This is a genomic window from Streptomyces sp. NBC_01445 (assembly GCF_035918235.1).
In the GTDB taxonomy this organism is placed as follows: domain Bacteria; phylum Actinomycetota; class Actinomycetes; order Streptomycetales; family Streptomycetaceae; genus Streptomyces.
The window spans coordinates 4,846,160-4,866,202 of the sequence record NZ_CP109485.1; the positions used below are offsets into that span (position 1 = coordinate 4,846,160).

Below are 20,043 nucleotides of genomic sequence, written 5' to 3' on the forward strand. Positions count from 1 at the left end.
CCTCACTCCTCGTCGGGCAGCACACCCCGCACCGTGAACCCGATCGCCGCTCCCCCACCCGGACGCGCCTTCGCGAACGGCGCGCCCCCGTGGGCCGCAGCCACCTCCTGGACGATGGACAGGCCGAGGCCGGAGCCCGGCAGGCTGCGGGCGGCCGGCGCGCGGTAGAACCGGTCGAAGACCCGGTCCAGATCCGAGTCCGCGATGCCGGGACCCCGGTCGAGCACCTCGACGCGCACGCCGTCCGGGAGGCCTCCCGTGACCACGATCTCGATCAGCTCCGTGCCGTCGCGGTCGAACTTGGCGGCGTTCTCCACCAGGTTCGACACTGCGCGCTGGAGCGAGGCCGGCCGGCCCCGGACCACCGTGTCGCCCCGCGAACGCACCGTGACCGTGCGGCCCGTGCGGCGGCGCGCGAGGACCGCCGTGTCCTCCGCGGTCTCGGCGAGCGCCACCTCGACGACCGGCTCGTCGTCCTCCTTCCCCGCGGCCAGCTCCACCAACTCGTTGACCAGATCGGTCAGTTCACGCGACTCCTGCGCCAGGTCGGCGATCAGCTCCTCACGGGCGGCGGGCGGCAGGTCCTCGATACGGCGCAGCAGCGAGATGTTCGTACGCAGCGAGGTGAGCGGCGTGCGCAGTTCATGACCGGCGTCCTGCACCAGGCGGCGCTGGTCCTCCATCGAGCGCGCAAGACGCCCCAGCATCCGGTCGAAGGAGCGGCCCAGGCTGCCCACCTCGTCGCCGCCGGTCACCGGCACCCGCACATCGAGGTGCCCCGTCCCCGCCACGTCCTCCGCCGCCTCCGCGAGCGTCACCAGACGCCCCGTGATCCGGCGCGCCAGCCACCAGCCGACAAGTCCCGCCGCCACGATCACGGAACCCGCCAACAGGCCCGTGCGCTGCTGGAGATCACGCAGCAGGTCCTCCGTGTCGCTGAACTCCTGCGCGACCTGCACGGCGCCGCGCCCGCCGCCCAGCGACACGGCCGTCATCCGGTACTCGTCCCCGCCGATCTCCACATCGCGCCGCGAGCCGCCCTTCTCCGCCCCGTCGGCCTCCTCCGTCACACCGGCGTGCGCCTCGTCGGCGGTGCGCCGGTCCGCCGCGTTCACGGGCAGCCGCGGGCTGCCGCGGTCGACGACCCGGCCGCCGGGCCCGAGCACCTGTACGTCCGTACGGGCCGGCCGGATCAGGTCGTCGCGCGGCCCGTCGTGGTCGGGGTCCCCCGACGCGAAGTCGTACGGGGTGAGCTCGGCGTCCTTCACCTGCTGCCGCAGATCGGTGACGACCTCGTCGAACACGGCCTGCTGGTCCACGCGGACGAGCCGCGCCGCGGCGTCGTAGGAGAGGAAGCCGACCAGGACGGTGACGGCCGCCGCGACGGCCGCGAACGACACGGCGAACGTCGTCCGCAGGGACCGGGCGCGCGGTCGCCCGTGCAGGAACGCGCGCAGGCGGGGGCGCGGCATCCTCAGTCCTCCCGCAGCACGTAGCCGACGCCGCGCACGGTGTGGATGAGGGAGGTCGTACCGGGTTCGTCGACCTTGCGGCGCAGATAGCCCACATAGACGGCGAGGTTCTTCGACCCGGGACCGAAGTCGTAGCCCCAGATGCGGTCGTAGATCGTGGCGTGGTCGAGGACGATGCCCGCGTTGCGCACGAGCAGCTCCAGGAGGTCGAACTCGGTACGGGTGAGCTCCAGCTCGCGCTCCCCGCGCCAGGCCCGCCGCGCCTGCGGGTCCATTCTGAGGTCGGCCGCCGCGACCTGGCCGTCGGGCTCGGGCGACGCATCGCGCCCGCCGTTCCCGTCGTCGGAGGAGGCGCCGTTGCTGCGGCGCAGCAGGGCACGGAGCCGGGCGAAGACCTCATCCACGTCGAACGGCTTCACGACATAGTCGTCGGCGCCCGCGTCCAGGCCCGCGATCCGGTCCGGCGTCTCGACGAGCGCCGTCAGCATCAGGATCGGCGTGCGGTCCCCCTCGGCACGCAGCACCCGGCACACCTGAAGACCGTCGATGCCCGGCATCATCACGTCCAGCACGAGGATGTCGGGCGCGCTGCGGTGCGCCTGCGCGATCGCCTCCACCCCGTCGGCGACGGCCGTGACCTCGTAACCCTCCAGAGTCAGGGCCCGCTCCAGGGCATGGCGGATGGCACGGTCGTCCTCGGCGAGCAGCACGGTCGGGGACGCGGCGTGGGGCGTGGCGGACGCAGCGGTAGGGGACACGCGTTCCAGTGTGCCCCCCGCGCCCGGCGGCGTACCCCCTGACCAGGGGCCCGTCGGGCGCCTTCTTACCCGCCTCTCACCCAGGCGCGAACGGTGGCTTACCTGGCTGGACCAGGCTGCCGCCGTATGTTGCGGGCAAAGCGCCCGCCGGGAGGGTTGTCCATGAAGATCGTGTTCCTGCTGCACAACGCGTACGCGATCGGCGGGACCGTGCGAACCACGCTCAACCTCGCCGCGGCGCTCGCCGGGCGCGGCGGCCACGAGGTGGAGATCGTCTCGATGTCCCGGCATCGCGAGGTGCCGCGCTTCACGGTCGACCCGGCCGTCTCACTGGTCCCACTCGTCGACACGCGTATCGGCGGCGTCGACACGCGGTACGCGGCGTACGAGGAGCCCGCACGGGACTTTCCCGCCGCCGAGAAGCGGCACAAGCAGTACACCCGTCTGCACGATCTGCGCGTGCGTGAGTACCTGGAGCGCTGCGACGCTGACGTCGTGATCGGTACGCGCCCCGGCATCAACGTATATCTGGCGATGTACGGCCCGCGCACCGCACTGCGGATCGGGCAGGAGCACCTGCGCCACGACGCGCACAGCAAGAAGCTCCGGGCGGTGCTCGCCCGCCACTACCGCTCCCTCGACGCCGTCGTCACCATGACCGCGGCGGACGCCGAGGTGTACCGGGCGCGCATGGCCCTGCCGGGCGTACAGGTCCTTTCGGTCCCCAACATCGTGCCGGAGGCGCCCTGCCCGCCGTCCGACGGCGCTGCCAAGGTCATCGCGAGCGCCGGGCGTCTCGCGCCGGGCAAGCGCTTCGACCTGCTCCTGGAGGCGTTCGCGGCCGTCGCCGCGCAGGAACCCGAGTGGCAGCTGCGGATCTACGGCGGCGGGCCTGAGGAAGCGAAGCTGCGCGATCTCATCGCCGGGCTCGGACTGACCGGGCGCGCCCACCTGATGGGGGCGCGCTCGCCCATCGAGCCGGAGTTCGCGAAGGCCTCGATCGTGGTGTCCGCGTCAGATGCGGAGTCCTTCGGGATGACGCTCGTCGAGGCGATGCGATGCGGGGTTCCGGTGGTCAGCACCGACGCGCCGCTCGGCCCCGCCGAGATCATCACCGACGGCGTCGACGGCCGGCTCGTGCCGGTCGGGGACGCGCGGGCCCTCGCCGAGGCGGTCGTCGGCCTCATCCACGACGCGCCGCGCCGGCACGCCATGGCCCGCGCCGCGTTCGCCTCCGCCCGCCGCTACGACCCCGATCCGATCGTCGCCCGGTACGAGCTCCTGTTCGCCGAACTCCGTGAGACGCGGCGCCTGCGGTCGTGGCAGCGGCTGCGCTCTCGCGCGGCCAACTGGGCCCGTCGCAAGGCCCGTTCGACCCACGGCCCGGCGCGGACCGCGTCCGCGCGCGGCGCCCGCTCGGACCCACGCCCCACGTGACGCACGAGCGGGAAGGCACATGACGACCAACGACACCCAACTCGGCACCCCAGAACCGGCCCGCCCGCAAGGCCCCAAGGCCCCCGGAGCCAAACGGGACCGGGCCACCGAGGGCCGGGGCAGGCGGGCCGACCAAAACCGGCGGCGGCCCGCCCCCCGGCCCGACCCCCAGCCGGGTACGGCAGCCACGACTGCCCGACCGGAGGCGAGCCGACCGGAGCCCGGAGCCACGGCCCTGCCCTGGGCCGAACGCCCCTCCACACCAAGCCTCACCACCCCCCGACCACACCCGGCCCCACCACCCGACACCCATCCGGACACGGACCCGGCAACCACCACCGCCCAGCCCGACACCGATCCGCCCAAGCCCCGAGCCACGGCCCTGCCCTGGGCCGAACACCCCTTCACACCAAGCCTCACCACCCCCCGACCACACCCGGCCCCACCACCCGACACCCATCCGGACACGGACCCGGCAACCACCACCGCCCAGCCCGACACCGACACGGCAGCCACCACTGCCCAGCCCGGGAGCGACATGCCGGCCACCGCCCCCGGCCGCCACACCGAGCCCAGCCCCCGAGCCGCCACAGCGGCCCCCGGAGCCACCGCCCGCACCGGCGCCACCGCCATCTCCCACCCCCCGTCCTCCCCCGCCACCACATCTGACGCTCCCGAGCGGCGCCCCCGCACCACCCCCTGGCTGGCCCTCGTCGCTGTCGTCTACGCCCTCGTTCAGTTCGTGCTCGTCGTGCCGGCGTTCGCGCACGCGCTCGGGTGGGACGAGGCCGTGTATGTGTCGCAGTACGACCCGCGCGTCCCCGCCGCCTTCTTCAGCGCGCCGCGCTCCCGTGGCATCAGCTTCCTGACCGCGCCGTTCATCGCGGTCACCCCGTCCGTGCCCGTCCTGCGCATCGCGCTCACGCTGCTCTCCTCGGCCGCCCTGTACGCCGCGTTCCGCGTATGGCGTCCCGTCGTCGGGGCCCGTACCACCGCCCTCGCCGCGCTGCTGTTCGCGGGGCTGTGGATCACCCAGATCTCCGGGCCGCAGGCCATGCCCAACCTCTGGGTCGCGTTCGGCTCGGTCGCCGCCACCGGCTGGTTCCTGCGCGCGGTGATCCGGCGCGAACCCCACGCGAACCGGTGGCTCGCGGGCTGCGTCGCCGTGACCGCCCTGTTCCGTGCCCCGGACGCCGTCTGGCTCGCGCTGCCCCTGATCGCCACGGCCCTGTTCCGCGGCCGCCGCACCCTGCCCTACCTGGTCGGCGGACTCGTGACCGGCCTCGCCCAGTGGGTCGCGGAGGCGTACATCCGCTTCGGCTCCGTACAGGAACGGCTGCACGTGTCGAGCGCCACCGAGGGCGACATGGGCCTGCACCTCAACTTCGACAACGCCTGGTCCAGCCTCAACGGCCCCCTGTTGTGCCGCCCGTGCACGGCGACCCTGCACTCCCCCGGCCTCACCCTGTGGTGGCTGGCCCTGCCCGTCCTCGCCGCCGCCGCACTCGCCTACGCGGTGCGCGAGCGCCGGCTCCTGGCGACCGCGCTCCCCGTGGCCGTCGCCGCCGCGCTCGCCGTGCCGTATCTGCTCATGATCGACTACTCGGCCCCGCGCTTCCTGCTCCCGGCCTACGCGCTCCTCGCCCTACCGGTCGCGAGTCTGGTCACGCGCCTGACCTCGCGACGCGCCCTCGTCCTCGCAGGACTGATCGTCGCGGCGCAGTTCGCCTCGCAGGCCACCGTCCTGACCGAGGTCACCGCGGCGACCGCCACCACGAACCAGCGCTACCGCGCCGCCGCCGACAGCCTGCGCACCCTCGGTCTGCGCCCGCCCTGCCTGGTCTCGGGCCCGCGCGCCCTCCCCATCGCCTACGACGCGGGCTGCGCCTCCGCCCAGATCGACGGCAACAACGTCTCGACGACCGTCGCGGGCATCCTCGGCCGCGCCGCGAAGGTGCCGACCGCCGTCCTCACGGAAAAGGGACAGCGCCCACCGCACTATGCGCGCGACTGGACGCCGTACCCCCTGCACCACACCCGCGGCTGGACGGCCTGGCTCGCGCCGGCCGTCCCGCAGGGCCCTTGACCACTTCCTGCTACGTCCGCAGCGCGGCAAGCTGCCGCTCGAAGGGGATGACGTCGTCGCCCCACTCCACCGGCGCCGGGCGGGCCGCCGCGAGGCCGGTCATGAGCCGCGCGAGCTCACCGCCCGCCCGTTCGACGCGCTGCTCAAGCCCCTCCGCTCCCCAGTCCTGCAACGCCGCGTACACGGCGGTCGGCGCGACCACGGCCCGCAGATGCGCGAACAGCGGGCGCATCGCGTGCTCCAGGACGAGCGAGTGCCGCGGCGTCCCGCCGGTCGCCCCGACGAGCACCGGCTTCCCGGTGAGCACGTCCTTGTCGAGCACGTCGAAGAACGATTTGAACAGACCGCTGTACGAGGCCGAGAACACCGGCGACACGGCGATCAGGCCGTCCGCCCCGGCCACCGCGTCGAGCGCCTCCTTGAGGGCGGGCCCGGGGAACCCGGTGACCAGGTTGTGCGCGATCTCGACGGCCAGGTCACGCAGTTCGACAACGGTCACATCGACATCGGCGCCCGAGACCTGCGAGGTCACCGCCTGCGTGAGCCGGTCCGCGAGGATCCTGCTCGACGACGGGGCGCTCAGCCCCGCCGACACGACGACGAGCTTCATACGGACGGCACCTCCTTCTCGTTCTCCTGCTGAGCCTTCTGCTCCGCCTCCGCGACGCGCGACGCGTGCGTCGGCGCGTCCGGCACGTTCGCCGGGCGGCTGTTCGCGAACTCCTTGCGCAGCACCGGGACGACCTCCTCGCCGAGGATGTCGAGCTGCTCCAGGACGGTCTTGAGGGGCAGACCGGCGTGGTCCATCAGGAACAGCTGGCGCTGGTAATCACCGACGTGCTCCCGGAAGCCGAGCGTCCGCTCGATCACCTGCTGCGGAGATCCCACGGTCAGCGGGGTCTGCGAGGTGAAGTCCTCGAGGGAGGGGCCGTGTCCGTAGACGGGCGCGTTGTCGAAGTACGGGCGGAACTCCCGCACCGCGTCCTGCGAGTTCTTGCGCATGAACACCTGGCCGCCGAGCCCGACGATCGCCTGCTCGGGGGCACCGTGCCCGTGGTGGGCGAAGCGCCGGCGGTAGAGGTTCACCATCTGCTTGGTGTGCTCCATCGGCCAGAAGATGTTGTTGTGGAAGAACCCGTCGCCGTAGAACGCGGCCTGCTCGGCGATCTCGGGCGAGCGGATCGAGCCGTGCCACACGAAGGGCGCGACCCCGTCCAGCGGGCGCGGCGTCGAGGTGAAGGACTGCAGCGGCGTACGGAACTTGCCGTCCCACGTCACGACGTCCTCGTCCCACAGGCGGCGCAGCAGGGCGTAGTTCTCGAAGGCGAGGTTGATGCCCTCGCGGATGTCCTTGCCGAACCAGGGGTAGACCGGGCCGGTGTTGCCGCGGCCCATCATCAGGTCGACGCGGCCGTCCGCGACGTGCTGGAGCATCGCGAAGTCCTCGGCGATCTTCACCGGGTCGTTCGTGGTGATCAGCGTCGTGGAGGTGGAGAGGATCAGGTTCTCGGTGCGGGCGGCGATGTAGCCGAGCATCGTGGTCGGCGACGACGGCACGAAGGGCGGGTTGTGGTGCTCGCCGGTCGCGAAGACGTCGAGCCCGACCTCCTCCGCCTTCAGCGCGATGGCGAGCATCGCCTTGATGCGCTCGTGCTCACTCGGCGTACGGCCCGTCGTCGGATCGGCTGTGACATCACCGACGCTGAAGATCCCGAACTGCATGGCTGCTCACCCTTCGAGGTTGTTGACGATTCAACTATACGCTCGAACAGTGACAGTGCCGCCCCTATTCCCGGGCCTCGGCCCACGGGCCTCCCCGGCCTCGGCCCGTGAGCCTTCCCCAGGCCCTCAGCGCGCGGGCGGAGCCCACCGCGGATCCCGGCCCGTCGCCGCGAGCAGCCGCTCGAACGCCGACGCGTCCGCGGGCTCCGGCACCGCCTCCCCGAACACCCCCATCGACCGCGCCGTCGGCGCCAGCTCCGCGACGGTCCCGGCCAGCCGCTCCACGAGGGCGAGCGCCTCCCCCTCGGGCACGTACTCCTGCCCGGTCGCCCGCGCCAGGTCCCAGACGTGCACCGTCAGATCGAGCAGCACCATGGAGCCGACCGTGGCCGCCGGCATGTTCATCGCCCCGGTCTTCCCCTCCTCGGCACCCGGTGCCGACCAGGCCGCCACCAGCTTCCGGGCCTCCTCACCGAACCGCTCACGCCAGTCGGGCCCCTCGGCCACCCGGTCCGCGGCGGACTGCGTGAAGTCGGAGTCCTGCTTCGCGGCCAGCCGCTGGAACTGCTCCATCACCTGGAAGACGTGGTTGACCAGGGCCTTCACGTCGTACTCCGCGCACGGCGTCGCCGCTTCGAGGCGGTCGTCGGGCAGGGCGCGGACGACCGGGACGGCCCGCTCCGCGGCCACGCCCAGAAGATCACCGATGCCGCGCGGGTTCTCCTGACTGTCGTCGTTCCCGTGACTCTCGTTGTTCTCGTCGTTCTCGTGGATGTCATTCATGCCGCCAAGCTACGAGCCGGAACCCGGCCCGTCCCGAAGAACGGCGACATACGATCCGGCTCGTCACCGATGAGCCGGATGACGCACAGCACCGAACACAGGACGGCCGCGGAAAAGATGACGGACATAGGCCTCGTGCCCTGGACGGACGACGACTTCGATCTCCTGCTCAAGAACAACGCGCCCGAGATGACGGCCCACCTCGGCGGCCCCGAGACCCTCGACCAGCTCATGGACCGCCACCGCCGCTACCTCGCCCTGTCCACGCTCGACGGGCACGGCCGGATGTTCCGCATCACCGCGGGACCCGACGCCCCCGCGGCGGGCTCCATCGGCTACTGGGCGACACCGTGGCAGGGCGAACGCATCTGGGAGACCGGCTGGGGCGTCCTGCCCGGCTACCAGGGCCGCGGCATCGCCGCCGCGGCCGCCCGCCTCGTCGCCGCCCACGCGGCCGCCGACCGGGCGCGCCTGCGCCATCTGCACGCGTTCCCGCCCGTCGACCACCCCGCGTCGAACGGCGTCTGCCGCAGCGCGGGCTTCACCCTGCGCGGCCCCTGCGACCTCGAGTACCCGAAGGGCCGCGCGATCCGCTGCCACGACTGGCACCTCGACCTGCGGACCCTCAGCCGAGCCTCTTCGTGAAGTGGAACGCCGTGATGTCCATACGCTCCCGCAGATAGAAGCGGTGCGCGTCCGTCCGGCGCGTCCCCGAGTCCAGCTGGAGCGTGCGGCAGCCCAGTTCGCGCGCCCGATCCTCCAGATACGCGAGCAGCGCCCGGCCCACGCCGCCCGACCTGGCCCGCTCGGCGGTCACCAGATCGTCGACGTACAGCTTGCGCAGCGCGCTCGTGTTGGCGGCCACGCGCCACCCCGCGACGCCCGAGCACGACCCGTCGTCGGTGTACGCGGCCGTGAACCGCAGCCCCTGCGGATACCCCTCTGCGTACACCTCGGAGAACAGCTCGTCGGTCAGGTGCGGGCGCAGCTCCTGGAGCACGGGCAGGACCTCGGCGCCGAGGCGCGGATCGCCGGGCTCCATGTCAGTGATCTTCATACCCGAACCATAGGAGCCACGCCCCGGACCCCACACCCCTGTCTCAGAAGCGGCACCAGCTCAGAAGTGTCAGGAGTGTCAGAAGTAGTAGACGTCCCCGGTGTCCAGGGCCAGGACCTGATGGGTGCTGTTCTGCGGATTGTGGTCCGCAGAACCGCCGCTCCACATCGTGTCGATCCGCACCGTCACCTCCGAAGGCGCCCCCGCCAGCCGCACCGGCACCCTGATCTGCCCGCCCCTGCTGTCCGCCGGCAGCGCGCCCGTGCGGCACAGCACCGTCCGCGCGTCGGCCCGCACACACATCGGCGGCAGCCACCGCGCGTCCGCGACCGGCGCCGACCAGCGCAGCCGCACCGTGGCGTCGGTCACCGCCGACGGACCGTGGTTCTGCGGGATCAGCCAGGTCTCCACCCGGCCCCGGGACATGGTGACCTGCCCGTGATACGCCAGATCGACCTCCGGGACGGACCGCGGCAGAGGCCCGTCGGCAACGGCGGGACCAGCCCCCAGCACCACGACAGCGCTCAGCCCCACAGCCCCGATCCCACGCCCGACTCCACGGCCTGTGCCACGCCCCATTCCACGCCCAATTCCACGCCTCACCAGCATGTTCTCTCCGCCTTCTCGTCACCGCCGCAGATCACCGACCAGGAGTCACCGACCACGCATCACCGGTCACGAATCACCGGTCACGGTCAGGCGGGTCTCCTGATGTATCCCACGCATCCCGCCCCGCAGGCGCCGTCCAACAGGTGACGGTGTGGCGGCCGCGCACGAGCGCCATGGCAGCCTGTCCCCCATGCTCGTCGCCCGCTCCGCGCTCCTCTTCGTCGTCGCCGCCCTCTTCGAGATCGGCGGCGCCTGGCTCGTCTGGCAAGGCGTACGCGAACACAGGGGATGGGCGTGGATCGGCGCGGGCGTCATCGCCCTCGGCATCTACGGATTCGTGGCCACGCTCCAGCCCGACGGCGAGTTCGGCCGCATCCTCGCCGCGTACGGAGGCGTCTTCGTCGCGGGCTCGATCGCCTGGGGCATGGTCGCGGACGGCTACCGGCCCGACCGCTGGGACGTCACCGGAGCCCTCGTCTGCCTGGCCGGCATGGCCGTGATCATGTACGCGCCCCGCGGCGGCCGGTGACACCACCGCGCGCCGCCTGCCTATCCTGGCGGGAGTCGATCGCCCGTCCGAGGAGACAAGCCATGACCGCCGCCGCGCCCGCAGCCGCCTCCCGCATCGCCGTCATCACCGGCGCGAGCAGCGGAATCGGCGCAGCCACCGCACGTCAGCTGGCGGCGGCCGGATACCGGGTCGTGCTCACCGCGCGCCGCAAGGACCGTATCGAGGCGCTGGCCGCGGAGATCAACGACGCGGGCCACCAGGCCGCGGCCTACGCGCTCGACATCACGGACCGCGCCGCGGTCGACGAGTTCGCCACGGCCTTCAAGACCATCGGCGTCCTCGTGAACAACGCGGGCGGTGCGCTCGGCGCGGACCCCGTGGCGACGGGTGACCCCGCCCAGTGGCGCCAGATGTACGAGACGAACGTCATCGGCACGCTGAACGTCACGCAGGCCCTGCTCCCCGCGCTCACCGCGAGCGGCGACGGCACCGTCGTCGTCCTCTCCTCCACCGCCGGCCTCAGCACGTACGAGGGCGGCGCCGGCTACGTGGCCGCCAAGCACGCCGAGCACGTCCTCACCGAGACCCTGCGCCTGGAGATCGTCGGCACCCCGGTCCGCGTCATCGAGGTCGCGCCCGGCATGGTCAAGACCGAGGAGTTCGCCCTCACCCGCTTCGGCGGCGACACCGAGAAGGCCGAGAAGGTCTACGCGGGCGTCGCCGAACCGCTCTCGGCGGACGACGTGGCCGACACCATCACCTGGGCGGTCACCCGCCCCAGCCACGTGAACATCGACCTGCTCGTCGTCCGCCCCCGCGCCCAGGCCTCCAACACCAAGGTCCACAGGGAGCTGTGATGCCCCCGGACACCCCGGACCCGCTGGAGATCCTGGAGCGCGAGGCGGACGAGCGCCGCCGCGCAGAGGAAAAGCGCGGCGAACGCCACATGTGGTGGTACCTGGCCTACTTCCTCTTCGGCATCCACCTGGTCGCCCTGGTCATGATCTACGCGGTCACGCACGCGAAGTAGGCGCGCGGGCCGAGGGCGGTTCAGCCCTTGACGCAGACGACCTGCTTCAGCTTCGCGACGACCTCGACCAGATCGCGCTGCTGCTCGATGACCTTCTCGATCGGCTTGTACGCGCCCGGGATCTCGTCCACGACGCCGGAGTCCTTGCGGCACTCCACGCCCCGCGTCTGCTCCTCCAGGTCCTTCGTCGAGAACTGCTTCTTCGCGGCGTTCCGGCTCATCCTGCGGCCGGCGCCGTGCGACGCCGAGTTGAACGACGCCACGTTCCCGAGGCCCTTCACGATGTACGAGCCGGTGCCCATCGAGCCGGGGATGATCCCGTACTCACCGGAACCCGCGCGGATCGCGCCCTTCCGGGTGACGAGCAGGTCCATGCCGTCGTAGCGCTCCTCCGACACGTAGTTGTGGTGGCAGGAGATGACCGGCTCGAACGTCGGCTTCGCCTTCTTGAACTCGCGGCGAATCACGTCCAGGGAGAGCGCCATCATGACCGCGCGGTTGTACTTCGCGTACTCCTGCGCCCAGAACAGATCGTTGCGGTACGCCGCCATCTGCGGGGTCTGCGCGATGAACACCGCGAGGTCGCGGTCGACCAGCCCCTGGTTGTGCGCGAGCTTCTGCGCGACGCCGATGTGGTGGTCGGCCAGCTCCTTGCCGATGTTCCGGGAACCCGAATGGAGCATGACCCAGACAGAATTGTCCGTATCGAGGCAAAACTCCCAGAAATGATTTCCGGAGCCGAGCGTCCCCATCTGCTTCGCGGCGCGCTCCTCGCGGAACTTCACCGCGTCCGCGACGCCCTCGAACCGGCCCCAGAAGTCGTCCCAGGCCCCCACGCCGAAACCGTGCAGCCGCCCCGGATCCACCGGGGCGTCGTGCATGCCGCGGCCCACCGGGATCGCCTGTTCGATCTTCGAGCGGAGCCGGGACAGGTCGCCAGGCAGGTCATTCGCCGTCAGGGACGTCTTCACCGCCGACATGCCGCAGCCGATGTCCACGCCCACCGCCGCCGGGCAGACCGCGCCGTGCATCGCGATGACCGAGCCGACCGTCGCGCCCTTGCCGAAGTGCACATCGGGCATCACTGCCAGACCCTTGATCCACGGCAGCGTCGAGACATTGCGCAGCTGCTGCATCGCCACGTCCTCGACCGACGCCGGATCCGTCCACATCCGGATCGGGACCTTCGCCCCCGGAACCTCTACATACGACATGGTGTCCTCGTCCCCCCGTACGCTCCCGTACGTTCGCGTACCCAATCAAAAGTCAGTAATCGCAAATACCGGCGCCAAGGTCGACGAATGGGATATCGGACCGGCGTTCACAGCAGTGCGTGCGATACACATTGTGTCCATCGGCCGTCCTGTGACGGCAACCGAATATGCGCGTCCGACGACGCGTCACCTTGTCGAGAGGGGCCATCACCGTGCAGCGGAAGGCGTACGTACCCGGCGTCGCCGCGCTCCTCGCAGCGCTGCTCACCGGCTGCACCGGAGGCTCTGGGGCCACCGGTGACGCGACCGACTCCAAGCCCGGTGACGTCGGCACCAGCGCCGCGGCCGCCCGGCCCGGCAAGTACCGCACCCTGCCCGAGCCGTGCCGTCAGCCCGACAAGGGCACCCTCGACAAGATGCTGCCCGGCATCAAGGAGTTCCCCGAGGGCGACCAGCGCGACAAGGCGTACGAGGGCGCGGCCACGGTCACGTACGACACGGACCGGCGCGTGGGCTGCCGCTGGAAGGACGACGGGGCGGACGCGACGCATCTTCTGCTGGTCGACTTCGAGCGGGTCGTGTCCTACGACAACGCGGTGAGCGACGACACGGAAGCCGGCCAGGTCTTCGCTGCGAAGCAGACCGAGGCGCATCTGCCGGACCCGGTCCCCACGGACCCGACGTCGCCGACCACCTCCCACTCCTCCTCCGCCGGCACCGACAAGGACACCGCGGACGCCGAGAACGGCACCGAGAAGGGCACGGCGGACGAAGAGAAGAACTCGGGCAAGACCGACGAAGAGGGCTCCGAAGAGGCGTCGGTCGACGCCTCGTCGAGCCCGCCGGACGACTCCGTGCCCGGCGCCGACCTGCAGCCCCGCGCTCTCGAGGGACTGGCCGACGAGGCGTTCCTCAACGACCAGCTGACGGCGTCCGCGTCCACGGGCGGCCACCGCACGGTGACTGTGGTGTTCCGCACGTCCAACGTCATCGTGACCGTCGAGTACGAGCAGCAGCCGGGCACCTCCGCGAAGGTGCCGGACAGCAAGGAAATGCAGGACAGGGCGCGGGAACTGGCCCGCAAGCTGGCCGGGACGCTGAGCGAGTAACCGGCGGTACGGCGGGCGCACGGGTCCGCGGAAGCGGAGCCGTGCGGCCCGGCTTGGGCGTACGGTGGCCCATCGGACCCGGGCCGCACCTCTCGGGTACGTACCAGGCAAACCGGAGAATAAGGAACCATGCACCGACCGACCAAGCGACTCACCCGCATATTTGTCTGCGCAGCCGCCGTGCCGGTGATCCTCGTGGCATCCGGCTGCTCCTCCGACTCCGGCGACGGGGCCGACAAGGGCTCTTCGAAGGCGTCGGCGTCCGCGAGTGACGCGGCCGCCAAGGTGAAGGCGGCGGCGTACGACTCGCTGCCGCAGCCGTGTGCCGCGATCTCGAAGAAGACGCTCGACTCTCTCGTGCCGGAGGCGAAGTCGGGCAAGGCGGGCTCCTCCGACGACGAGTCGGTGCGGGGCACCTGCTCCTGGTCGAGCCTCGACAACAAGGGCGTGAAGGGTTCGCAGTTCCGCTGGCTGAACGCGTCGCTGATGCGCTTCGACTCGGACGCGGCGCGCGGCAGCGGCAACAAGCTGGCCCACGCGTACTTCACCAAGCAGGTGACCGACGCGCAGTCCGTGGACGGCGCGAAGTCCCCGAAGTCGGAGCCGGTCAGCGGCACGGGCGACGAGGCGACGGCGGTGACGTACGAGCTGAAGAAGAAGGAAGGCACCTTCAAGCAGCAGACGGTCGTCGCGCGGGTCGAGAACGTCGTCGTGACGATCGACTACAACGGTGCGGGTCTCGCGGGCGAGAAGACGCCGGGCGCCGACGAGCTGGTGAAGGACGCCGAGAAGGCCGCGAAGGAAGCCGTCGCGGCGGTCGTCGCGGCGAACGGGGCGGGTGGCTCGGACACCGCCGGTTCCGCCTCGGCGAAGCCGTCGGACAAGACCTCCACGAAGCCGTCGGCCAAGCCGTCCGAGAAGTCCTCCGCGAAGACTTCCTCGAAGCCCTCGGCCAAGTCTTCGGACGAGCCCTCGGACAAGGCGTCCGCGAAGTCGTGACCCCGTAGGCATCCGGCCGCCAAGTGGCCCTCCGCGGCCATCGGTCGACTTCCGGCAGGCCCCAACTCACCTGCCGGTCACGCCTTTTGCGGAGCCCGGTCCCTTATGGGGCCGGGCTCCCGCCGTACCCGGCCACGGACCGCCACGCCGATGTGCGAGGCTGTTGCGCGCAACAAGGCGTACAGGGAGGGGAGCACGTGTGGCCGCGCCACAGCTGACACGGACGCACCGCATACTCATCGGCGTGGTCGTCGCCGGTGCGGTGGTCATCGCCGGCATCGGTTTCGCGGGTTCGTACGCGGCCGTTCGCTCACTCGCGCTCCAGAAGGGGTTCGGGAACTTCAGTTATGTGTTCCCGATCGGCATCGACGCGGGTATCTGCGTACTGCTCGCCCTGGACCTGCTGCTGACCTGGATCCGGATACCGTTCCCGCTGCTGCGCCAGACGGCGTGGCTGCTGACCGCCGCGACGATCGCGTTCAACGGCGCGGCCGCGTGGCCGGACCCGCTCGGCGTCGGCATGCACGCCGTCATCCCGATCCTGTTCGTCGTCTCGGTCGAGGCGGCGCGGCACGCGGTGGGCCGGATCGCCGACATCACGGCCGACAAGCACATGGAGGGCGTGCGCCTCACACGCTGGCTCCTCTCCCCACTGCCCACGTTCCTGCTGTGGCGCCGCATGAAGCTGTGGGAGCTGCGCAGCTACGAGGCCGTCATCAAGCTGGAGCAGGAGCGGCTCGTCTACCAGGCGCGGCTGCGGTCCCGCTTCGGCCGCGCCTGGCGCCGCAAGGCTCCCGTCGAGTCCCTGATGCCGCTGCGCCTGGCGCGCTACGGCGTCCCGCTCGCGGAGACCGCCCCCTCGGGCCTGGCCGCCGCCGGCATCGAGCCGGCGCTGCTGCCCCCGGCCCCGGCACCGGCCGCCCCCACTCCCGTTCCCGAGCTGGAGCGCCCCGCTCCGGCGGCCACCGGTCCGCAGCCGGCTCCGGTGGAGCCCGGGACTCCGGCCGAGGCGGCGGCCGTCGCTGCCGCTGCCGCCGGTGAGGAGTCGAGCCCGTGGTTCGCGCCCCCGCCGCAGACGATGTCGTACGACGGTGGCTACGACCCGACATACGACCCCGAGCAGCAGTACGAGCAGTGGTACGAGGAGCAGCCTCCGGCCGAGGCCTTCATCCCTGCGCAGTCGGTCCAGGAGCCGGAGTTTCCCGTTCCGTCCGGGCCCAACCGCACGCGCCAGCTCGGTGAGGGGATCACGGAGACCGGCGACGCGGCGCCCAGCGACGAGGACCTCTACCAGGTGTTCCGGAAGTCGATAGACGGCGAAGGCGGCCCCACACCCGGCACGTTCCACGCGAACGTCGAGGCGACGTACGGGCTGAATCTGGAGCCGCGTGAACTGCAGCGCTACATGGAGGCGTTCATGCAGCGCCTGAACAGCGAGTTCATCGAGGACCACATCGCCTGACCCGCCGTGTACGCGAAAGGGCCGCACCGGAGCATCCGGTGCGGCCCTTTCCCCGTTTACGCGCCGAGCAGCTTGCGCACCCGGTCCGCGCCCACGGCGAGCAGCAGCGTGGGCAGCCGCGGCCCGGTGTCACGGCCGACGAGCAGGTCGTACAGGAGCGCGAAGAACGACCGCTGGGCCGTCTTGATCTCCGGCGGCAGCTCCTTCGGCGTCGCGTCCGGCGAGAAACCCGCCCGGACCTTCGGCACGCCGTAGACGAGGTGCGTCAGGCCGTCGAGGGACCAGTGCGAGTCCAGGCCGTCGAGGAGGAGCCGCAGCGACTCGCGGGCCTCGTCGTCGAGCGCGGCCAGCGCCTGCGTGTCCGGCTCCTCGCGCACGAGGGTGCGCGACTCGGCGGGCACGTACTTGCTGATCCACGTCTCGGCCCGGTCCAGCCTCGGCCGTACCTCGTCGAGCGCGGTGACCGGGTTCTCCGGGTCGAGCTCGCTGAGGATGCGCAGCGTCTGGTCCTCGGCGCCGGCGGTGATGTCGGCGACGGAGGCCAGCGTGCGGTACGGCAACGGCCTCGGGGTGCGCGGCAGTTCACCGGCCGCGGTGCCCACGGCGCGCGTGTACGCGGCGGCGTCCGCCGGCAGGACGGAGCCGTCGGCGACCTTGGAGGCGAGCTTGTCCCACTCGTCGTAGAGCCGCTGGATCTCCTGGTCGAAGGCGATCTTGAACGACTGGTTGGGCCGGCGGCGGGCGTACAGCCAGCGCAGGAGCTGCGGCTCCATGATCTGGAGCGCGTCGGCCGGGGTCGGGACCCCGCCCTTGCTGGACGACATCTTCGCCATGCCGCTGATGCCGACGAACGCGTACATCGGGCCGATCGGCTGCTTGCCGCCGAAGATCCCGACGATCTGCCCGCCGACCTGGAACGACGAGCCCGGGGACGAGTGGTCGACACCGGACGGCTCGAAGATCACGCCCTCGAACGCCCAGCGCATCGGCCAGTCGACCTTCCAGACCAGCTTGCCGCGGTTGAACTCGCTCAGCCGGACCGTCTCGCTGTGGCCGTCGAGCGTGCAGGTGTAGGACAGCTCCGTCGTCTCGTCGTCGTACGACGTGACGGTGGTCAGGTCCTTGCCGCACTCGCCGCAGAACGGCTTGTACGGGTAGTAGCCGCCCGCGCCGCCGCTGCCGTCGTCCTCGTTCGCCGCGCCGGAGCCCTCGGCGGCCTCCAGCTCGGCCTCGTCGACCGGCTTCTGCTGCTTCTGCTGCTGCTTCGGCGGGGCCTTCTTGGTCCGGTACTGGTCGAGGATCGCGTCGATGTCACCTCGGTGCTTCATCGCGTGCAGGATCTGCTCGCGGTAGACACCCGACGTGTACTGCTCGGTCTGGCTGATGCCGTCGAACTCGACGCCCAGGTCGGCGAGCGCCCCGGTCATCGCGGCCTTGAAGTGCTCCGCCCAGTTCGGGAACGCCGATCCGGCGGGCGCCGGGACCGACGTGAGCGGCTTGCCGATGTGATCGGCCCAGGACTCGTCGACGCCGGGGACACCGGCCGGGACCTTGCGGTACCGGTCGAAGTCGTCCCAGGAGATCAGGTGCCGGACCTCGTACCCGCGGCGGCGGACCTCGTCGGCGACCAGGTGCGGGGTCATGACCTCGCGCAGGTTCCCCAGGTGGATGGGGCCGGACGGGGAGAGTCCGGACGCGACGACGACCGGTTTGCCCGGGGCACGACGCTCCGACTCGGCAATGACCTCGTCCGCGTAACGGGAGACCCAGTCGGTGGTCTCTGTGCTCTGAGCCACGATCGGCACGTCCTTCTTCCTCATACGTGGTGTGCGTCAGGGACGCCTGACCGTTCCATTCTCCCAGCTGCGCCCCCATCCGCGAAAACCGCTTTTCACCGCGTGGGATACTGAGCTTCTCTGTATATGGAGAAACCCAGGCACCCGAGCAGAACGGCACCTCACCCATGGCCTCGGTCACGTCCCTCACCGCTTCCGTCCACCAGCGTCTCGCGGACGCCCTCTCGGCTGCCCTGCCGGAGGCCGGCGCCGCCGACCCGCTGCTGCGACGAAGTGACCGGGCCGACTTCCAGGCCAACGGGATCCTGGCCCTCGCGAAGAAGGCGAAGGCGAACCCGCGCGAGCTCGCCGCGACCGTCCTGGACGCCCTCCCGGCCAACGACGTGATCAAGGACGTCGAGGTCTCGGGGCCCGGCTTCCTGAACATCACGATCGCCGACAAGGCCATCATCGAGACCCTGGCCGCCCGCGCCGCCGACGACCGCCTCGGCGTGCCGCTCCAGCAGGACGCGGGCACTACGGTCATCGACTACGCCCAGCCGAACGTGGCGAAGGAGATGCACGTCGGCCACCTGCGCTCCGCCGTGATCGGCGCCGCGATGGTCGAGATCCTGGAGTTCACCGGCGAGAAGGTCGTCCGGCGCCACCACATCGGCGACTGGGGCACCCAGTTCGGCATGCTCATCCAGTACCTCCTGGAGCACCCGCACGAGCTGGACCACGAGGGCGGCAAGGAGGACGGCGAGGCGGCCATGTCGTCGCTGAACCGGCTCTACAAGGCCTCGCGCGCGCTCTTCGACTCCGACGAGGAGTTCAAGGCCCGCTCGCGGGACCGCGTCGTGGCCCTCCAGGCCGGGGACGCGGAGACCCTCGCCCTGTGGCAGCGGTTCGTCGACGAGTCGAAGATCTACTTCTACTCGGTCTTCAACAAGCTCGACATGCAGATCGACGACCCGGACGTGGTCGGCGAGTCCGGCTACAACGACATGCTCGAGGAGACCTGCCGGATCCTGGAGGAGTCGGGCGTCGCGGTCCGCTCCGAGGGTGCGCTGTGCGTCTTCTTCGACGACGTCCTGGGCCCCGACGGCAACAAGGTCCCCCTGATCGTCAAGAAGTCGAACGGCGGCTACGGCTACGCCGCCACCGACCTCTCCGCGATCCGGGACCGCGTCCAGAACCTCAAGGCGTCGACGCTCCTGTACGTCGTGGACGCCCGGCAGTCGCTGCACTTCAAGATGGTCTTCGAGACGGCCCGCCGCGCCGGCTGGCTGAACGAGGACGTGAAGGCGCACCAGCTGGCCTTCGGCACCGTCCTCGGCAAGGACGGCAAGCCGTTCAAGACCCGTGAGGGCGAGACGGTGCGCCTGGTGGACCTCCTCGACGAAGCGATCGACCGGGCCACGGCCGTCGTGCGCGAGAAGGCGGAGAAGGTGGGCCTGGCCGAGGAGGAGATCGTCGAGAACGGCACGTACGTCGGCATCGGCGCGGTCAAGTACGCCGACCTGTCGACCTCCGCCGTGCGCGACTACAAGTTCGACCTGGACCAGATGGTGTCGCTGAACGGCGACACGAGCGTGTACCTCCAGTACGCGTACGCCCGTATCCGGTCGATCTTCGGCAAGGCGGGCGACCGCAGGCCCGTCGCGCACCCAGAGCTCGAACTGGCCCCGGCGGAGCGGGCGCTCGGCCTGCACCTGGACCAGTTCGGCGAGACGCTGGCCGAGGTCGCGTCGTCGTACGAGCCGCACAAGCTGGCCGCGTACCTGTACCAGCTGGCGTCGCTGTACACGACGTTCTACGACCAGTGCCCGGTCGTGAAGCCCGCGCCAGCGCCGGAGGTCGCCGAGAACCGGCTGTTCCTGTGCGACCTGACGGCCCGCACCCTGCACCAGGGCATGGCGCTCCTGGGCATCAGGACGCCCGAGCGCCTCTGACCCGGCCTCGGCCTTCCGATAACCGGTAGTCCGATACGCCGACCGAGTCCGATACGCCGACTGT

19 protein-coding genes are annotated in these 20,043 nt (G+C 71.1%); 10 read left to right on the top strand and 9 right to left on the bottom strand.

From position 1 onward, the window contains the following. Nucleotides 1–2: 2 nt before the first annotated feature. Nucleotides 3–1,472: a sensor histidine kinase gene (locus OG574_RS22100; protein ID WP_326774622.1), complete on the bottom strand. Its 1,470-nt coding sequence runs from the start codon at nucleotides 1,470–1,472 to the stop codon at nucleotides 3–5. A gap of 2 nt (nucleotides 1,473–1,474) precedes the next feature. Next, nucleotides 1,475–2,182 (bottom strand): response regulator transcription factor, encoded by a 708-nt coding sequence (locus OG574_RS22105; RefSeq protein ID WP_326778577.1) that lies wholly within the window; start codon nucleotides 2,180–2,182, stop codon nucleotides 1,475–1,477. A gap of 210 nt (nucleotides 2,183–2,392) precedes the next feature. On the opposite strand from OG574_RS22105, the gene OG574_RS22110 reads away from it, so the two are divergent. After that, entirely contained in the window at nucleotides 2,393–3,667 is a 1,275-nt protein-coding gene (locus OG574_RS22110; protein ID WP_326774623.1) for a glycosyltransferase family 4 protein, read from the top strand. A 19-nt stretch (nucleotides 3,668–3,686) separates the two neighbouring features. Continuing rightward, on the top strand, nucleotides 3,687–5,753 hold the full coding sequence (locus OG574_RS22115; protein WP_326774624.1) for a hypothetical protein: 2,067 nt from the start codon (nucleotides 3,687–3,689) through the stop codon (nucleotides 5,751–5,753). A gap of 10 nt (nucleotides 5,754–5,763) precedes the next feature. Here OG574_RS22115 and OG574_RS22120 read toward each other — a convergent pair whose 3' ends face one another. The 3 genes from OG574_RS22120 to OG574_RS22130 form a co-directional block, all read right to left on the bottom strand. Continuing rightward, the gene (locus tag OG574_RS22120; protein ID WP_326774625.1) at nucleotides 5,764–6,363 is read right to left on the bottom strand and encodes an FMN reductase; all 600 of its coding nucleotides are present in this window, start codon (nucleotides 6,361–6,363) and stop codon (nucleotides 5,764–5,766) included. Continuing rightward, nucleotides 6,360–7,475 carry an LLM class flavin-dependent oxidoreductase gene (locus OG574_RS22125; RefSeq protein ID WP_326774626.1) on the bottom strand — a complete coding sequence of 372 codons (1,116 nt, stop codon included), beginning with the start codon at nucleotides 7,473–7,475 and terminating at the stop codon, nucleotides 6,360–6,362. The genes OG574_RS22120 and OG574_RS22125 overlap by 4 nt, the downstream gene beginning before the upstream one ends. 126 nt (nucleotides 7,476–7,601) lie before the next feature. Next, a complete protein-coding gene (locus OG574_RS22130; RefSeq protein ID WP_326774627.1) occupies nucleotides 7,602–8,258 on the bottom strand; it encodes a TIGR03086 family metal-binding protein in 657 nt (218 codons plus the stop codon). A 78-nt stretch (nucleotides 8,259–8,336) separates the two neighbouring features. On the opposite strand from OG574_RS22130, the gene OG574_RS22135 reads away from it, so the two are divergent. After that, nucleotides 8,337–8,903, top strand: a complete 567-nt coding sequence (locus OG574_RS22135) for a GNAT family N-acetyltransferase (protein WP_326774628.1) — start codon at nucleotides 8,337–8,339, stop codon at nucleotides 8,901–8,903. Here OG574_RS22135 and OG574_RS22140 read toward each other — a convergent pair. Further along, nucleotides 8,884–9,315, bottom strand: coding sequence for a GNAT family N-acetyltransferase (locus tag OG574_RS22140; protein ID WP_326774629.1), 432 nt, complete (start codon nucleotides 9,313–9,315; stop codon nucleotides 8,884–8,886). The genes OG574_RS22135 and OG574_RS22140 overlap by 20 nt on opposite strands. Nucleotides 9,316–9,393: 78 nt before the next feature. After that, complete coding sequence (locus OG574_RS22145) at nucleotides 9,394–9,849, bottom strand: hypothetical protein (protein WP_326774630.1); 456 nt, start codon at nucleotides 9,847–9,849, stop codon at nucleotides 9,394–9,396. A gap of 265 nt (nucleotides 9,850–10,114) precedes the next feature. Here OG574_RS22145 and OG574_RS22150 point away from each other — a divergent pair, with 265 nt between their 5' ends. The 3 genes from OG574_RS22150 to OG574_RS22160 all read left to right on the top strand — a co-directional run bounded on the left by OG574_RS22150 (nucleotide 10,115) and on the right by OG574_RS22160 (nucleotide 11,465). After that, the gene (locus OG574_RS22150; RefSeq protein WP_100599445.1) at nucleotides 10,115–10,453 is read left to right on the top strand and encodes a YnfA family protein; all 339 of its coding nucleotides are present in this window, start codon (nucleotides 10,115–10,117) and stop codon (nucleotides 10,451–10,453) included. 62 nt (nucleotides 10,454–10,515) lie between these two features. After that, nucleotides 10,516–11,292, top strand: a complete 777-nt coding sequence (locus tag OG574_RS22155; protein WP_326774631.1) for an SDR family NAD(P)-dependent oxidoreductase — start codon at nucleotides 10,516–10,518, stop codon at nucleotides 11,290–11,292. Beyond that, nucleotides 11,292–11,465, top strand: coding sequence for a hypothetical protein (locus tag OG574_RS22160; protein WP_326774632.1), 174 nt, complete (start codon nucleotides 11,292–11,294; stop codon nucleotides 11,463–11,465). The genes OG574_RS22155 and OG574_RS22160 overlap by 1 nt, the downstream gene beginning before the upstream one ends. Before the next feature lie 20 nt (nucleotides 11,466–11,485). On the opposite strand, the gene OG574_RS22165 is transcribed toward OG574_RS22160, so the two are convergent. Next, nucleotides 11,486–12,679, bottom strand: coding sequence for an RtcB family protein (locus OG574_RS22165; RefSeq protein WP_326774633.1), 1,194 nt, complete (start codon nucleotides 12,677–12,679; stop codon nucleotides 11,486–11,488). Nucleotides 12,680–12,891: 212 nt separating this feature from the next. On the opposite strand from OG574_RS22165, the gene OG574_RS22170 reads away from it, so the two are divergent. From OG574_RS22170 to OG574_RS22180, 3 genes are all read left to right on the top strand, one after another. Then, nucleotides 12,892–13,788: a DUF3558 domain-containing protein gene (locus OG574_RS22170; RefSeq protein ID WP_326774634.1), complete on the top strand. Its 897-nt coding sequence runs from the start codon at nucleotides 12,892–12,894 to the stop codon at nucleotides 13,786–13,788. Between the two features lie 129 nt (nucleotides 13,789–13,917). Beyond that, nucleotides 13,918–14,787 carry a DUF3558 domain-containing protein gene (locus OG574_RS22175; RefSeq protein WP_326774635.1) on the top strand — a complete coding sequence of 290 codons (870 nt, stop codon included), beginning with the start codon at nucleotides 13,918–13,920 and terminating at the stop codon, nucleotides 14,785–14,787. Between the two features lie 199 nt (nucleotides 14,788–14,986). Beyond that, nucleotides 14,987–16,249 carry a DUF2637 domain-containing protein gene (locus OG574_RS22180; RefSeq protein WP_326774636.1) on the top strand — a complete coding sequence of 421 codons (1,263 nt, stop codon included), beginning with the start codon at nucleotides 14,987–14,989 and terminating at the stop codon, nucleotides 16,247–16,249. A 56-nt stretch (nucleotides 16,250–16,305) separates the two neighbouring features. On the opposite strand, the gene lysS is transcribed toward OG574_RS22180, so the two are convergent. Continuing rightward, nucleotides 16,306–18,054 carry a lysine--tRNA ligase gene (gene lysS, locus OG574_RS22185; RefSeq protein ID WP_326774637.1) on the bottom strand — a complete coding sequence of 583 codons (1,749 nt, stop codon included), beginning with the start codon at nucleotides 18,052–18,054 and terminating at the stop codon, nucleotides 16,306–16,308. A 158-nt stretch (nucleotides 18,055–18,212) separates the two neighbouring features. Here lysS and argS point away from each other — a divergent pair, with 158 nt between their 5' ends. Continuing rightward, on the top strand, nucleotides 18,213–19,979 hold the full coding sequence (gene argS / locus OG574_RS22190; protein WP_326774638.1) for an arginine--tRNA ligase: 1,767 nt from the start codon (nucleotides 18,213–18,215) through the stop codon (nucleotides 19,977–19,979). Nucleotides 19,980–20,043 lie beyond the last annotated feature (64 nt).

Coding starts and splice junctions, on each gene's coding strand:
- OG574_RS22160 (WP_326774632.1), top strand. CDS start 11,292: ATGCCCCCGGACACCCCGGACCCGCTGGAGATCCTGGAGCGCGAGGCG.
- OG574_RS22130 (WP_326774627.1), bottom strand. CDS start 8,258: ATGAATGACATCCACGAGAACGACGAGAACAACGAGAGTCACGGGAAC.
- OG574_RS22135 (WP_326774628.1), top strand. CDS start 8,337: ATGACGCACAGCACCGAACACAGGACGGCCGCGGAAAAGATGACGGAC.
- OG574_RS22140 (WP_326774629.1), bottom strand. CDS start 9,315: ATGAAGATCACTGACATGGAGCCCGGCGATCCGCGCCTCGGCGCCGAG.
- OG574_RS22110 (WP_326774623.1), top strand. CDS start 2,393: ATGAAGATCGTGTTCCTGCTGCACAACGCGTACGCGATCGGCGGGACC.
- OG574_RS22165 (WP_326774633.1), bottom strand. CDS start 12,679: ATGTCGTATGTAGAGGTTCCGGGGGCGAAGGTCCCGATCCGGATGTGG.
- OG574_RS22100 (WP_326774622.1), bottom strand. CDS start 1,472: ATGCCGCGCCCCCGCCTGCGCGCGTTCCTGCACGGGCGACCGCGCGCC.
- OG574_RS22175 (WP_326774635.1), top strand. CDS start 13,918: ATGCACCGACCGACCAAGCGACTCACCCGCATATTTGTCTGCGCAGCC.
- OG574_RS22120 (WP_326774625.1), bottom strand. CDS start 6,363: ATGAAGCTCGTCGTCGTGTCGGCGGGGCTGAGCGCCCCGTCGTCGAGC.
- OG574_RS22115 (WP_326774624.1), top strand. CDS start 3,687: ATGACGACCAACGACACCCAACTCGGCACCCCAGAACCGGCCCGCCCG.
- argS (WP_326774638.1), top strand. CDS start 18,213: ATGGCCTCGGTCACGTCCCTCACCGCTTCCGTCCACCAGCGTCTCGCG.
- OG574_RS22150 (WP_100599445.1), top strand. CDS start 10,115: ATGCTCGTCGCCCGCTCCGCGCTCCTCTTCGTCGTCGCCGCCCTCTTC.
- OG574_RS22125 (WP_326774626.1), bottom strand. CDS start 7,475: ATGCAGTTCGGGATCTTCAGCGTCGGTGATGTCACAGCCGATCCGACG.
- OG574_RS22155 (WP_326774631.1), top strand. CDS start 10,516: ATGACCGCCGCCGCGCCCGCAGCCGCCTCCCGCATCGCCGTCATCACC.